This is a genomic window from Streptomyces sp. NPDC086023 (genome assembly GCF_044540325.1).
Lineage (GTDB): Bacteria > Actinomycetota > Actinomycetes > Streptomycetales > Streptomycetaceae > Streptomyces.
The window spans coordinates 374,173-386,985 of the sequence record NZ_JBITRX010000001.1 but is presented as its reverse complement, the minus strand read 5'-3'; the positions used below and the strand labels follow the sequence as shown (position 1 = coordinate 386,985).

General features: G+C 73.0%; 13 protein-coding genes. 3 read left to right on the top strand and 10 right to left on the bottom strand.

Annotated elements, in window-relative coordinates:
- Positions 1 to 63 precede the first annotated feature (63 nt).
- The 4 genes from ACIF6F_RS01740 to ACIF6F_RS01725 form a co-directional block, all read right to left on the bottom strand.
- Positions 64 to 1,092: a 6-phosphofructokinase gene (locus tag ACIF6F_RS01740; RefSeq protein WP_399939712.1), complete on the bottom strand. Its 1,029-nt coding sequence runs from the start codon at positions 1,090 to 1,092 to the stop codon at positions 64 to 66.
- 146 nt (positions 1,093 to 1,238) lie between these two features.
- Positions 1,239 to 1,910 (bottom strand): response regulator, encoded by a 672-nt coding sequence (locus tag ACIF6F_RS01735; RefSeq protein ID WP_399939709.1) that lies wholly within the window; start codon positions 1,908 to 1,910, stop codon positions 1,239 to 1,241.
- The gene (gene macS, locus ACIF6F_RS01730; RefSeq protein ID WP_399939706.1) at positions 1,907 to 3,127 is read right to left on the bottom strand and encodes a MacS family sensor histidine kinase; all 1,221 of its coding nucleotides are present in this window, start codon (positions 3,125 to 3,127) and stop codon (positions 1,907 to 1,909) included. The genes ACIF6F_RS01735 and macS overlap by 4 nt, the downstream gene beginning before the upstream one ends.
- A gap of 89 nt (positions 3,128 to 3,216) precedes the next feature.
- A complete protein-coding gene (locus ACIF6F_RS01725) occupies positions 3,217 to 3,999 on the bottom strand; it encodes a lysophospholipid acyltransferase family protein (RefSeq protein ID WP_399939704.1) in 783 nt (260 codons plus the stop codon).
- A gap of 253 nt (positions 4,000 to 4,252) precedes the next feature.
- Between ACIF6F_RS01725 and ACIF6F_RS01720 the strand changes: the two genes are divergently transcribed.
- Positions 4,253 to 5,041 carry an alpha/beta hydrolase gene (locus tag ACIF6F_RS01720; RefSeq protein WP_399939702.1) on the top strand — a complete coding sequence of 263 codons (789 nt, stop codon included), beginning with the start codon at positions 4,253 to 4,255 and terminating at the stop codon, positions 5,039 to 5,041.
- Entirely contained in the window at positions 5,034 to 5,594 is a 561-nt protein-coding gene (locus ACIF6F_RS01715; RefSeq protein WP_399939699.1) for a hypothetical protein, read from the top strand. Before ACIF6F_RS01720 ends, ACIF6F_RS01715 begins: the two co-directional genes overlap by 8 nt.
- Positions 5,595 to 5,678: 84 nt before the next feature.
- Here ACIF6F_RS01715 and ACIF6F_RS01710 read toward each other — a convergent pair whose 3' ends face one another.
- The 6 genes from ACIF6F_RS01710 to ACIF6F_RS01685 all read right to left on the bottom strand — a co-directional run bounded on the left by ACIF6F_RS01710 (position 5,679) and on the right by ACIF6F_RS01685 (position 10,678).
- Positions 5,679 to 6,428, bottom strand: coding sequence for an endonuclease/exonuclease/phosphatase family protein (locus ACIF6F_RS01710; RefSeq protein ID WP_399939696.1), 750 nt, complete (start codon positions 6,426 to 6,428; stop codon positions 5,679 to 5,681).
- Between the two features lie 87 nt (positions 6,429 to 6,515).
- Positions 6,516 to 7,457 (bottom strand): ROK family glucokinase, encoded by a 942-nt coding sequence (locus ACIF6F_RS01705; protein ID WP_399939693.1) that lies wholly within the window; start codon positions 7,455 to 7,457, stop codon positions 6,516 to 6,518.
- Between the two features lie 61 nt (positions 7,458 to 7,518).
- A complete protein-coding gene (locus ACIF6F_RS01700; RefSeq protein ID WP_399939690.1) occupies positions 7,519 to 7,992 on the bottom strand; it encodes a DUF5304 domain-containing protein in 474 nt (157 codons plus the stop codon).
- Between the two features lie 155 nt (positions 7,993 to 8,147).
- On the bottom strand, positions 8,148 to 9,317 hold the full coding sequence (locus ACIF6F_RS01695) for an ArsA family ATPase (protein ID WP_399939687.1): 1,170 nt from the start codon (positions 9,315 to 9,317) through the stop codon (positions 8,148 to 8,150).
- A 90-nt stretch (positions 9,318 to 9,407) separates the two neighbouring features.
- On the bottom strand, positions 9,408 to 9,848 hold the full coding sequence (locus ACIF6F_RS01690; protein ID WP_399939685.1) for an SRPBCC family protein: 441 nt from the start codon (positions 9,846 to 9,848) through the stop codon (positions 9,408 to 9,410).
- 80 nt (positions 9,849 to 9,928) lie between these two features.
- A complete protein-coding gene (locus ACIF6F_RS01685) occupies positions 9,929 to 10,678 on the bottom strand; it encodes a metallophosphoesterase (RefSeq protein ID WP_399940521.1) in 750 nt (249 codons plus the stop codon).
- 316 nt (positions 10,679 to 10,994) lie between these two features.
- Here ACIF6F_RS01685 and ACIF6F_RS01680 point away from each other — a divergent pair, with 316 nt between their 5' ends.
- On the top strand, positions 10,995 to 12,791 hold the full coding sequence (locus tag ACIF6F_RS01680; protein WP_399939682.1) for an AMP-dependent synthetase/ligase: 1,797 nt from the start codon (positions 10,995 to 10,997) through the stop codon (positions 12,789 to 12,791).
- Positions 12,792 to 12,813 lie beyond the last annotated feature (22 nt).

Below are 12,813 nucleotides of genomic sequence, written 5' to 3'. Positions count from 1 at the left end.
GGATAGGTGATCATTGCCGAATATACGGCCCGGGCCTCCGCCCTGCCCCCGGGAGCGGGCGCCTCAGCCGAAGAAGACCCCCGCCTCCCGGTACAGCTCCGGGTCCACCGTCTTCAGCTTGGCCGTGGCCTCGGCGATCGGCACCCGCACCACGTCCGTGCCACGCAGCGCGACCATCTTCCCGAAGTCGCGGTCCCGCACCGCGTCGATCGCGTGCAGTCCGAAGCGGGTGGCCAGCCAGCGGTCGTACGCGCTGGGGGTGCCGCCGCGCTGCACGTGCCCGAGGACGGTCGTGCGGGCCTCCTTGCCCGTACGGGACTCGATCTCCTTGGCCAGCCACTCGCCCACGCCCGACAGCCGGACGTGCCCGAAGGAGTCGAGGGTGCCGTCCTTGAGCACCATGTCGCCGTCCTTGGGCATGGCCCCCTCGGCGACCACCACGATCGGCGCGTAGCTGGCCTTGAAGCGGGAGGTCACCCAGGCGCAGACCTGGTCCACGTCGAAGCGCTGCTCGGGGATGAGGATCACGTTCGCGCCGCCCGCGAGTCCGGAGTGCAGGGCGATCCAGCCCGCGTGGCGGCCCATCACCTCGACGACCAGCACGCGCATGTGCGACTCGGCGGTGGTGTGCAGCCGGTCGATGGCCTCGGTGGCGATGCCGACGGCGGTGTCGAAGCCGAAGGTGTAGTCGGTGGCCGAGAGGTCGTTGTCGATGGTCTTCGGCACCCCGACGCACGGGATGCCGAACTCCTCGTACAGCCGGGCCGCGACGCCGAGCGTGTCCTCGCCGCCGATGGCGACCAGGGCCTCGACCTCGTGCTTGGCCAGGTTGTCCTTGATCCGGCGGACGCCGTCGTCCGCCTTGAAGGGGTTGGTGCGCGAGGAGCCGAGGATGGTGCCGCCGCGCGGCAGGATGCCGCGGACGGCGGGGATGCCGAGCGGGACGGTGTCGCCGTCGAGCGGGCCGCGCCAGCCGTCCCGGAAACCGATGAAGTCGTACGCGTACTCCTGGACGCCCTTGCGGACGACGCCCCGGATCACCGCGTTCAGCCCGGGGCAGTCGCCACCGCCGGTCAGCACTCCGACCTTCATGGAATCCTCCCTTTCGCCATAAAGGGCCCCAAGGGCCCGCATGGCGGCCACGCTAATGGTGACGCAGGTCACGCCGAGCGCGCCTGAAGGGTCAATTCCGGTGAGATTGCGGGTACTTGCGTGGACGCTTTCACCCGTAAGGGGAGCTACTCGTCGTCGAGGCCACGCTCGATCGCGTACCGCACCAGCTCCACCCGGTTGTGCAGCTGGAGCTTGCCCAGGGTGTTCTGCACGTGGTTCTGGACGGTCCGGTGCGAGATCACCAGCCGCTCCGCGATCTGCTTGTACGACAGGCCCTTGGCGACGAGGCGCAGCACCTCGGTCTCGCGCTCGGTCAGCTGCGGGGCCTTGGGCAGGTCCGGGGCGGCCGGGGCCGGGTCGGAGGCCAGCCGGCGGTACTCGCCCAGCACCAGGCCGGCCAGGCCCGGGGTGAAGACCGGGTCGCCGACGGCGGTACGGCGCACCGCGTCGATCAGCTCGTCGGCACCGGCGGACTTCAGCAGGTATCCGGTCGCGCCGGACTTCACCGCCTCCAGCACGTCCGCGTGCTCGCCGCTGGCGGAGAGCACCAGCACCCGGAGCGCCGGATTGGCGCCGACCAGCTCCTTGCAGACCTGCACGCCGGGCATGCCGGGCAGGTTCAGGTCCAGCACCAGCACCTCGGGGTCGGCGGCCTTGGCACGGCGGACCGCCCCCGGCCCGTCCCCGGCGGTGGCCACGATGTCGTAGCCGGCCGCGGCGAGGTCGCGGGCGACCGCGTCCCGCCACATCGGGTGGTCGTCCACGACCATCACCCTGATCGCGCGCTCTTCGCTCATCGTCCCGTTCCCGCCCCGTTCCGTGGAACCTTCAGCTCTACTTCCGTGCCCTGCCCCGGTACGGAGACCAGGTCGGCCGTGCCGCCCAGGTCCCGCAGCCTGCCGCGGATGGACAGGGCCACGCCCATCCGCCCCTCCCCCTCGGCCTGCGCCAGGCGGCCCTCGGGGATGCCGGGACCGTCGTCCCGGACCGTCACGATCACCTCGTCCGTCCAGTCCTCGACCAGGATCCAGGCCCGGGCCGTCTCCCCGGCGTGCCGGCGGACGTTGTCGAGGGCGGCGCTGACGGCCGCGGCCAGCTCGCGAGCCGCCGGGGCCGGCAGCATGACCGGGGCACCGGGCTCGGCGAAGCTGACACGGGACCCGGCGTGCGGGGCCAGCAGGGCCCGCAGGTCCAGGTCGGCGGCCTCGTCCGCGCCGGGCTCCTCCACCTCCTCGGCGCTGACCAGCGCCCCCTGGGCCGCGTCCCGCGAGACCCGGGAGGCCGGCAGCAGCCCGCTGGAGACCAGGGTGCGCAGCGCCACCTCCTGCTCGCCGGCCATCCGGCCCAGCTCGGCGGCCTCACCGCCCAGGGCGGTGCCGCGCCGCTGGACCATGGCCAGCACCTGGAGCACGCCGTCGTGGATGTCCCGGGCCAGCCGCTCCCGCTCGCGGGTGGCCGCCTCGATCTCCAGGGCCCGCGCGAGGGTGTTCTCACTGGCGCGGGCGACCTCGACGACGTACCCGATGGCGATCGAGGCGACCCACACCAGCAGCACGTTGTGCACCGTGTCGCGGGTGGGTTCGCCGCGCTGGACGACGTTGGCCACCGCCACGAAGGTGGAGGCGAAGCAGGCCCACCGCCAGCCGCCCTTGAGCGCGAACGCGAGGACCGAGCCCGCCGTCCAGATGGACGGCAGGGTGGGCCCGCCCTCGGCGATCCGCCGGGCCGAGTCCGCGACCGGGGTCAGCAGGATGCCCACCATGGCGACCGTGAGGTCGGCGCCCAGGAAGCGCTTGGTGCAGGCGGCGGCGCCGGCGACCTTGGGCAGGGTGGCCAGCGTCCACACCACGAGGACCGCGAGGTAGGCCACGGCCACCCAGGGCCGGACGAACTGCCGGTATGCGGAGGCGAACAGCAGCACCGCGTAGCCCGCGGTCAGCAGCCGGTACGCGGTCAGCGCCCGCCACAGCGGCTGCTCCACGGACATGCGCACGACGCGCTCGCGCTTGGCCATCCCCACCCCCGGGCGGTGCCTGCGACCGCCTGTCCGTACCTGCTGCCGGCGCCGGCCGCCCGGTCCCACCGGTGCGACCGGCGTCCGGTCTACTGCTCCTGCTGTCCGGCCTCTGCGGCCTTCTGCGCCTTCTCGGCCTGCGCGGCTTCCTTGGCGGCTTCCTTCGCCGCGTCCCTGGCGGCCTTCTCGGCATCGGCGATCTGCCGCTTGGCGGCGGTCGCGTAGATGTCCACGTACTCCTGGCCGGAGAGCTTCATGATCTCGTACATGACCTCGTCGGTCACCGAGCGGAGGATGAAGCGGTCGCCGTCCATGCCCTGGTAGCGGCTGAAGTCGAGGGGCTTGCCGATCCGGATGCCCGGACGCATCAGCTTGGGGATCACCTTGCCGGGCGGCTGGATCTTCTCGGTGTCGATCATGGCCACGGGGATCACGGGGGCGCCGGTGGCCAGCGCCACGCGGGCCAGGCCGCCGGGCTTGCCGCGGTAGAGACGGCCGTCGGGCGACCGGGTGCCCTCGGGGTAGATACCGAAGAGCTCGCCGCGCTCGATGACCTCGATGCCGCTCTTGATGGCGGCCTCGCCGGCGCCGCGGGCGCCGGAGCGGTCCACGGGGAGCTGGCCCACGCCCTTGAAGAAGGCCGCGGTCAGCTTGCCCTTGACGCCCGGGGAGGTGAAGTACTCCGCCTTCGCGATGAAGGTCACCTTGCGGTCGAGAACCGCGGGCAGGAAGAACGAGTCCGAGAAGGAGAGGTGGTTGCTCGCGAGGATCGCCGGGCCTTCGGCGGGGATGTTCTCGAGGCCCTCCACCCAGGGCCTGAAGGCGAGCTTCAGAGAGCCCCCGATGGAGAACTTCATTGCGCCGTAGATCAACTCGAAAGCCTTCCTGTGTCCGTCGATCAGACCTTAACCCCTGGCGGGCCCGCCATCCCTCCCGCGGCACCCCTCCAAGCCCTGGTGGGCGGCGGGGCGCCGACCCTGGCCCGTGTCACCCCGGTCGCGTACCGTGAAGTACACACAGCGCGCCCCCTCGTTACATCCCTCTGTGCCCCCTCGTTTCGCGCATGAGCCCCCCGCGGGCCCCCGTGACCCGCACCTGCCGCGCCCTCATGAACAGGAGACCCTCGTGCCCGTCCTCCCTGGAGCCGAGCCGTTCCGCCACGAGGGCGGAGAGGTCGGCGTACTCCTCTGCCACGGCTTCACCGGCTCCCCGCAGTCCCTGCGCCCCTGGGCGGAGTACCTCGCGGACCGCGGTCTGAGCGTCTCGCTGCCGCTGCTGCCGGGCCACGGCACGCGGTGGCAGGACATGCAGCTCACCGGGTGGCAGGACTGGTACGCCGAGGTGGACCGGGCCCTGCGGGAGCTGCTGGACCGCTGCGAGAAGGTCTTCGTCTTCGGCCTGTCGATGGGCGGCGCCCTGACGCTGCGCCTGGCGGCCAGGCACGGGGACGCCGTCACCGGCATCGTCGTGGTCAACCCGGCGAACAAGGTCCACGACCCGCTCGCCGTGGCCCTGCCGGTGGCCAAGCACTTCATCCGCTCCACCCCGGGCATCGCCAGCGACATCGCGAAGCCGGGCTCGCTGGAGGTCGGGTACGACCGCGTGCCGACCCGCGCCGCGCACTCGCTGCGCCAGTTCCTGCGCATGGTGGACGGCGAGCTGCCGCAGGTCACGCAGCCGATGCTGCTGCTGCACAGCCCCCAGGACCACGTGGTGCCGCCGGTGGACTCGGCCCGGATCCTGAGCCGGGTGTCCTCCACGGACGTGACGGAGACCCTGCTGGAACAGAGCTACCACGTCGCGACGTTGGACCATGATGCGGAACGCATCTTCGAGGACTCGTACGCATTCATCGCCCGACTCGCTCCGCAGGTCGGAGCACTCGGCATGGAGGGGACGGCCACCGGTGGCTGAGCAGGACGGCAAGATCTCCAACGGCGGCGGCGAGCCGCTGGACGAGGAAGCGGCCTGGGCCGCGATCGTCGCGGGGTACGGCGAGGAGCCGGCGGACCCGCCGGGTTCGCGCCCGTTCAAGCCGATCGAGGACCTGCTGCTGCCGGAGCCCGAGGAGCCGGAGGCGCCCGCCACGCCGAAGGGTGCCGGGGAGACCGACGAGCCCGCCCCGAAGCCGGCGCTCGGCAGCTCGGTGGTGTTCGCCCCGGGCGTGGGCGCGGGCCCGCGCGACCACACCCTGGCGGAGCCGGACGAGGACGACCCGGACGAGGGCCACTTCGTCCAGCCGGACCCGGAGCTCCCGGAGGCCGACACCACGTCGAAGTTCGCGTGGCTGGCGGTGGTGGGCGGCCCGGTGCTGCTGCTGCTCGCGGTGCTGCTCCAGTGGGAGATGACCTGGTGGCTCACCACGCTGGGCGTGGGCGGCTTCCTGGGCGGCTTCGCCACCCTGGTCGCCCGCATGCACCAGGGCGACGACGAGGACGACGACCCGGGCCGCGGCGCGGTCGTGTGACCCTACGAGCCGGGGGAAGGGCGGGCCGCCGTGCGGCCCGCCCTTCCGCCTTTCCGGGCTCTCCTGCCGGATCCGGGAGACGGCTCAGGCGGGCAGGCGGAGGGCCGCCAGCACCGGGAGGTGGTCCGTGGCGCCGGCGAGGTCCGCGGCGGAGACGCCCGGCAGCCCGACGGGGACCCCGCAGCCCAGCACCTCCACCCCCTTCGACGCGAAGACGGCGTCGATACGGCGCTCAGGGCGCCCGGCGGGGAACGTCGCCTCCGCACCCCACGGCCGTACCGCCCGGCAGTCCTGGAGCTCGGCCGCCAGCAGCCCGAACGCGCTCCCCTCGGGCCCCTCGTTCAGGTCGCCCGCGGCGACGGCGTACGGGACGTCCAGCTCCCGCAGCCGGTCCAGCAGCAGCCCGGCCTGGGCCTGCCGCTCCTCGCGGTGCAGCGAGAGGTGGGCGGAGACCACTCCCACCCGGGCCCCGCCGAAGCGGACGACGGCCGTCGCGAAGCCCCGCCGGTGCGTGCCCGGCGTCAGGGGCAGGAGCATGTCCTCGGTGCGCTCCACGAAGGCCCGCAGCGAGCACAGCAGCAGCGGCCCGGCCGCCGTGGCGCCGCCGCCGAGCACCACGAGGTCGGTCTTCGCGGCCAGCCGGGCGGCGTGCTTGCGCCAGCGGAAGAACCTGGGGGCCTCCTGGACGAAGACCAGGTCGGGGGCGCAGGCGCGGATCACGCGGGCCAGCGCGTCCTCGTCGTCGCGCATCGAGCGGACGTTGTAGCTGAGCACCCGGATCACCGCGGAACCGTCCGCATCGGTACGGGAGTTGGGGAGGTCGGGAATCGCCATGGGCCCCAACATAGGCAGTTGCCCGCCGCGCCCCCAGAGGGCACGACGGGCAACCGGCGTGGAATCGGGTGGCCGTGGCCGCCGGGGCTAGCCCTGGCGGGCCAGGTCCGCGGCGCCGACCAGGCCGGCCTCGCCGCCGAGCTGCGCGGCCAGCACCTGCGCGTGCGGGCGGAACTGGCCGCCGATCAGCCAGCGGCGGAAGGACTTGCGGATCGGCTCCAGCACCAGCTCGCCCTCGTCGGAGACGCCGCCGCCGACGATGAAGGCGGAGGGGTCGAAGAGCGAGGCCAGGTCGGCCAGGCCCGCGCCGGCCCAGCGGGCCAGCTCGCGGAACGAGTCGACGGCCACCGGGCAGCCCTGGCGGGCGGCCTCGCTGATGTGCTTGCCCTCGATGCCCTCGACGGTGCCGTCGCCCAGGGCGAACAGGATCTGCGCGTTCTCGGGGGTGGCGTTGGCCCGCTGCTTGGCGTACCTGACCAGGGCGCGGCCGGAGGCGTACTGCTCCCAGCAGCCCTGGCTGCCGCAGCCGCAGAGCAGGCCGTCGGGGACGACCCGGATGTGGCCGAACTCGGCGGCCACGCCGAAGCGGCCGCGGCGCAGCTTGTTGCCGATGATGATGCCGCCGCCGAGGCCGGTGCCGAGGGTGATGCAGATGACGTCGTCGTGGCCCTGGCCGGCGCCGAAGCGGTACTCGCCCCAGGCGGCGCAGTTCGCGTCGTTCTCGACGACGACGGGGAGGCCGATGCGCTGCTCGACCTTGTCCTTGAGCGGTTCGTGGCGCCAGTTGATGTTCGGCGCGAAGAGCACGGTGGCACGCTTGTCGTCCACGTAGCCGGCCGCGCCGATGCCGACGGCCTCGATGTTGTGGCCGCTGCTGACCACGGCGACGGCGGAGCAGATCGCGTCCGTCACGCCGTCCGCGGTGGGCGGGGTGGGCACCTTGTACGTCTCAAGGATGGTGCCCTCTTCGTCGACCACTCCGGCCGCGATCTTCGTGCCGCCGATGTCGACGCCGATGGTGAGTCCCATTAGTCCCTCGGTTTCCGGTCAAACCCCGCCACGGCCAACCGTACCCGAGCGCGGCGGTGCCTCAGTCGAGGTCGATGCGCTCCGTCGGCCCGGGGCCCTCGTCGTCGGGGCCCTGCGACTTCAGGTCCTCCCAGGGCCGCCGCCCGGAGTCCCCGCCCGGGGTGCCGCGGGTCCAGCGGGTCTCGTGGCCCGACACGGCGGAGCGGTAGGCGGCGAGCAGCTCGCCGCCGGCGGCCGCGAGGTGGTCGAAGACCTCCGGGTTGCGCTCGATGACGGGTTCGACCGCGGACTTCGCCTGGTTGACGAACTGGCGTACAGCGCCCTGAGCGGCCGCGCCGAACAGGGGGTTGTTCATGCCCGCGACCTTGTCTGCCACGGCCTCGACCAGCTTGAGCAGCTCTTCGGCGGCGGTCCCGGGCGCCCCTGCGGCGCCGTCCTGCTCGGCCCGGCGGCGCGCCCGCTCTGCGGCGAGGTCCTCGGCACAGGCGGAGGCCCAGGCGTCGTCGTCGGAGGGGCGGTCGGTGGCCTCGCTCATGGCGGACTCCTGCGGCTGCTGCGGACTGACACTTCCGACGTTACCCGAACGGCGGCACGGCGTTGACGGGTCCGGGACCGGGGGCCGGAAACACGGGCCCGGCCGCGGCCCCGGCACCGGCTGGTGCCGGGACCGGGCCGGGCGTCAGGGGCTGGTCAGCGGCTGGGCCAGAGGGCCGGGTCCGGGGTGAAGCGGATGGCCAGCTCACCGTCGCGCAGGGCCGCGCCGGCGACCGTGCAGCGGCGCGGGGCGGAGGGCAGGGGAACGATCCTGCGGAACGGCCCGGCCGTCAGCAGCAGCTCGTCCCCGCGCCGGACGAGGTCCAGGCCGTCCTTGCGGGCCCCGGGCAGCGGGATGCGCCAGAGCAGCACCCCGTCGTCCGCGAGGCGGTCCTCCACGGGCCAGGGGGCCCGCGGGCCGGGCACAGGGGCCGGGGCCTCACCCGTGCGGGCGGGTCCGCCCGGCACGCCGTCCCCCGGCGCCAGCAGCGCCAGGTCCTCGGCGCCGCGCGGGTCGCGGCCCAGGTGCGGGAGCAGGTCGGCGTCCGGCCACTCGGCCAGGCACTTGTCCTGCTGGGCGGCCAGGGTGGCCAGCCAGGTGTCGGCGGACTCACGCGGCAGGACCCGGTTGGCGACCACGCGGTCGACCGGGATCTGGTGCAGGGCGAGGCCGAGGAGTCCGGTGCGTACGGCGTCGGCCCCGGCCGGTCCCGGCTCGGCGACGATCCGTACGGCCGTGCCCGGGTCCTCGACGACGCGCTGGACGGCGGCCAGCTCGGTGTCCCACCGGGCAGCGGTCTCGTAGAGCCACTGGGCGGGCATGGGCACGCCGGCGAGCTGGGCCAGTACGGGGCGCAGGGCGCGGGCGGCCTGCCGCTCGGCGGGCAGCAGGCGGCGCAGGTAGTGCCGGAGCTGCTCGGGGAGGGCGAGGAGGTCGATGGCCTGGCGCAGCGGGGGGAGGTCCACGACGACGAGGTCGTACGCGGCACCCTCCGCGGCCCGGCGCAAGGCCCTGAGCAGGGCGAACTGCTCCGCGCCCGGCAGGGTGGTCATCTCCTCGGCCTGGAGCGGGCGGGCGCCGAGCATGGAGAGGACGGCGGTGCCGCGGGTCTGGAGGGCGGCCAGCTCCTCGCGGAAGGTGGTGTCGGGGTCGACGTGGCACACGTCGACCCCGTGGGCCGTGCCGAGGACGGCGTCGATCCGCTGCCGGTCCTCACCGGTGACGAGCAGGGTGCGGCTGCCGTTCCGGGCTCCGTCCAGGGCCGTGGCCGCCGCCACGGTGGTCCGTCCGGCCCCGCCGGGGCCCGTGACGAGAAGGGTGCGCATGCGTGTGCCGTGCTCTCTGCTGGTGGTGCGGGACCCGTGCCGGGTGCGGCCCGCATCTCCCGGCCCGCACCCGTCGCCGGACCGGTGGGGTCAGGAGGACTCGACGCGCTTCTTCAGACCCGCCAGGGCGCGGTCGATGATGACCTTCTCGGCCTTGCGCTTGATCATGCCGAGCATCGGGATCTTGACGTCCACGGTCAGCTGGTAGGTGACCTCGGTGCGGTCCCCCGCGCCCAGCGGGGCGAGCCGGTACGAGCCGTCCAGCACCCGCAGCATCTGCGACTTGACCAGCGTCCAGCTGACCTCGTCGGTGCCCTTCCAGGTGTACGCCAGCGTGTGGTCGTCCTTGATCGCGCCCGCGTCCAGCAGCAGCCGGACCTGCTCGGCGCGCCCCTCGGCGTCGGTGGCGAGCACCTCCGCCTCCTTCACCTCGCCCGTCCACTCCGGGTAGCGGGCGAAGTCGGCGATCACGGCCATGACGTCGGCCGGGGACGCCTCGATCGTGATGCTGGAGCTGGTGTGTTCCGCCATCGGTGCGGCTCCTCCAGAGGCTCGTTACAGGGGTCGGACGCCTTGCGGCGTCGCGTGAAGGCTACCGCGCGTGTGCGGGGTCACCACTCCAGGGCCCAGGGCCGGCCGGTGGAGGCGAAGTGCCCGACGTTCACGCACTCGGTGGCCCCGATGCGCATGCGCGGGGCGAGGGGCTGGTGGACGTGGCCGAAGAGCGCGTACCGGGGGCGGGTGCGCCGGATCGCGTCCAGCAGCGCCCCGCTGCCGCGCTCGAACCGGCGCGCGACGGTGTCGTAGCAGAGCTCCGGGACGTCCGGCGGGATGTGCGAGCAGAGCACGTCGACCTCGCCGAGGGCCTCGACCTTGGCCGCGTACTCCTCGACGTCGATCTCGTACGGGCTGCGCATGGGCGAGGGCAGTCCGCCGCCGACGAAGCCGAAGACCAGGCCGCCGATCTCGGTGCGCTCGCCGTCGAGGACGGTGGTGCCCTCCCGGGCGTACTCCGGCCACAGGGCAGGGATGTCGACGTTGCCGTAGGTGGCGTACGTCGGGGTGGAGAAGGCCGCGAACATCTCCTCGTACTGGCGGCGGACGGCGCCCTCGATGGCCGCCTCGCGGTCGATGCCCGCCCACAGCCGCCGGCCGAGGGCGCGGGCCTCCTCGAAGCGGCGCTCGGTGCGCAGCTCCACGATGAGGTCGGCGTTCTCGACGCCGAAGAGGTCGGGGAAGATGCCGCGCGAGTGGTCGGCGTAGTCGAGGAACAGCACCAGGTCGCCGAGGCAGATCAGGGCGTCCGCGCCCTCGCCGGCCCGCGCCAGGGCCTCCGTGTTGCCGTGGACGTCGCTGACCACGTGCACCCGGTTCCGCTTGCGGCCGCCGTCCTGGCTGGTGCCGGAGCCTTCGGAACGGCCGGTTCCGGCCCCGTACTTGCCACTGATCGCACCCATGCGGATCACCCTAGGTCGGGCCGCCTGCGCCTGGGTAGAGGGGGCCGGACCTGCGGTTACTTCTCAGTCGCAAAACGGGTGGACTACTGTCGGCAACGTAAGGCCGCGTCATGTGACGCACGGAACATCTGGCCGGGACCCCCTATCGGGAACCCACTACCGGTGGGTAACGTCCGGTCGGTCCACATCGTGGCGATGGCGCCCCAGAGGAGCAGCAGTCTTGCGCGAGTTCAGCCTTCCGGCCCTGTACGAGGTCCCGTCGGACGGGAATCTCACGGATCTCATCCGCCGCAATGCCGCTCAGCATCCCGACACCGCCGTGATGAGCCGCAAGGTCGGCGGCGCGTGGGCGGACGTCACGGCCACCGAGTTCCTGGCCGAGGTGCGGGCCACCGCCAAGGGCCTGATCGCGGCCGGCGTGCAGCCCGGCGACCGGGTCGCCCTGATCTCGCGCACCCGTTACGAGTGGGTGCTCACCGACTTCGCGATCTGGACCGCGGGCGCCGTGACGGTGCCGGTGTACGAGACCAGCTCGCCCGAGCAGATCCAGTGGATCCTCGGCGACTCCGGCGCCACCGCCGCCATCGTCGAGAGCCCCGCGCACCGCGAGGCGCTCGCCGGCATCCGCGACGGCCTGCCCGAGCTGAAGCACGTCTGGGAGATCGAGGCGGGCGGCATCGAGGAGCTGCGCGCCGCCGGCGCGGAGGTCTCCGAGGAGCTGGTCGACGAGCGCACTTCGCTGGCCAACGCCGACGACATCGCGACCATCGTCTACACCTCCGGCACCACCGGCCGCCCGAAGGGCTGCGTGCTGACGCACCGCAACTTCTTCGCGGAGTGCGGCAACGTGGTGGAGCGCCTGAAGCCGCTCTTCCGCACCGGCGAGTGCTCGGTGCTCCTCTTCCTCCCGGCCGCGCACGTCTTCGGCCGGCTGGTGGAGGTGGCGTCCGTCCTGGCGCCGATCCGCCTGGGCTGCGTACCGGACATCAAGAACCTCACGGACGAGCTGGCGAGCTTCCGTCCGACGCTGATCCTCGGCGTGCCGCGGGTCTTCGAGAAGGTCTACAACTCGGCGCGCGCCAAGGCGCAGGCCGACGGCAAGGGCAGGATCTTCGACGCGGCGGCCGAGACGGCGATCGCGTACAGCCGGGCGCTCGACGTGCCGGGCGGCCCGTCCTTCGGGCTGAAGCTCAAGCACAGGATCTTCTCGAAGCTGGTCTACAGCAAGCTGCACACGGTGCTCGGCGGGCGCGGCGAGTACGCGATCTCGGGCGGCGCGCCGCTGGGCGAGCGGCTCGGCCACTTCTTCCGCGGCATCGGCTTCACCGTCCTGGAGGGCTACGGCCTGACGGAGTCCTGTGCGGCCACGGCCTTCAACCCGTGGGACCGGCAGAAGATCGGTACGGTCGGCCAGCCGCTGCCGGGGTCCGTGGTGCGGATCGCGGACGACGGCGAGGTGCTGCTGCACGGCGAGCACGTGTTCCGGGAGTACTGGAAGAACGAGGCGGCCACTGCCGAGGCGCTGACCGACGGCTGGTTCCACACCGGTGACGTCGGCACCCTCGACGAGGACGGCTACCTCGCGATCACCGGCCGCAAGAAGGAACTGATCGTCACGGCGGGCGGCAAGAACGTGGCCCCCGCGGTGATCGAGGACCGGATCCGGGCGCACGCGCTGGTCGCGGAGTGCATGGTGGTCGGCGACGGCCGCCCGTTCGTGGGCGCGCTCGTCACCATCGACGAGGAGTTCCTGGGCCGTTGGGCGCAGGACAACGACAAGCCCGCCGGGTCCACGGCCGCCTCGCTGCTTGAGGACGCCGACCTGATCGCCGCGGTGCAGAAGGCCGTGGACGACGGCAACGCCGCTGTCTCCAAGGCGGAATCGGTGCGGAAATTCCGCATTCTGCCCTCCCAGTTCACCGAGGAGTCGGGGCACATCACGCCGTCGCTGAAGCTGAAGCGCAACGTCGTGGCGAAGGACTTCGCCGACGAGATCGAGGCGATCTACCGCGGCTGAGCCGCTGTCCGCCGGGGGCCCG

Coding starts and splice junctions, on each gene's coding strand:
- ACIF6F_RS01740 (WP_399939712.1), bottom strand. CDS start 1,092: ATGAAGGTCGGAGTGCTGACCGGCGGTGGCGACTGCCCCGGGCTGAAC.
- ACIF6F_RS01735 (WP_399939709.1), bottom strand. CDS start 1,910: ATGAGCGAAGAGCGCGCGATCAGGGTGATGGTCGTGGACGACCACCCG.
- macS (WP_399939706.1), bottom strand. CDS start 3,127: ATGGCCAAGCGCGAGCGCGTCGTGCGCATGTCCGTGGAGCAGCCGCTG.
- ACIF6F_RS01710 (WP_399939696.1), bottom strand. CDS start 6,428: ATGGCGATTCCCGACCTCCCCAACTCCCGTACCGATGCGGACGGTTCC.
- ACIF6F_RS01705 (WP_399939693.1), bottom strand. CDS start 7,457: ATGGGACTCACCATCGGCGTCGACATCGGCGGCACGAAGATCGCGGCC.
- ACIF6F_RS01700 (WP_399939690.1), bottom strand. CDS start 7,992: ATGAGCGAGGCCACCGACCGCCCCTCCGACGACGACGCCTGGGCCTCC.
- ACIF6F_RS01695 (WP_399939687.1), bottom strand. CDS start 9,317: ATGCGCACCCTTCTCGTCACGGGCCCCGGCGGGGCCGGACGGACCACC.
- ACIF6F_RS01690 (WP_399939685.1), bottom strand. CDS start 9,848: ATGGCGGAACACACCAGCTCCAGCATCACGATCGAGGCGTCCCCGGCC.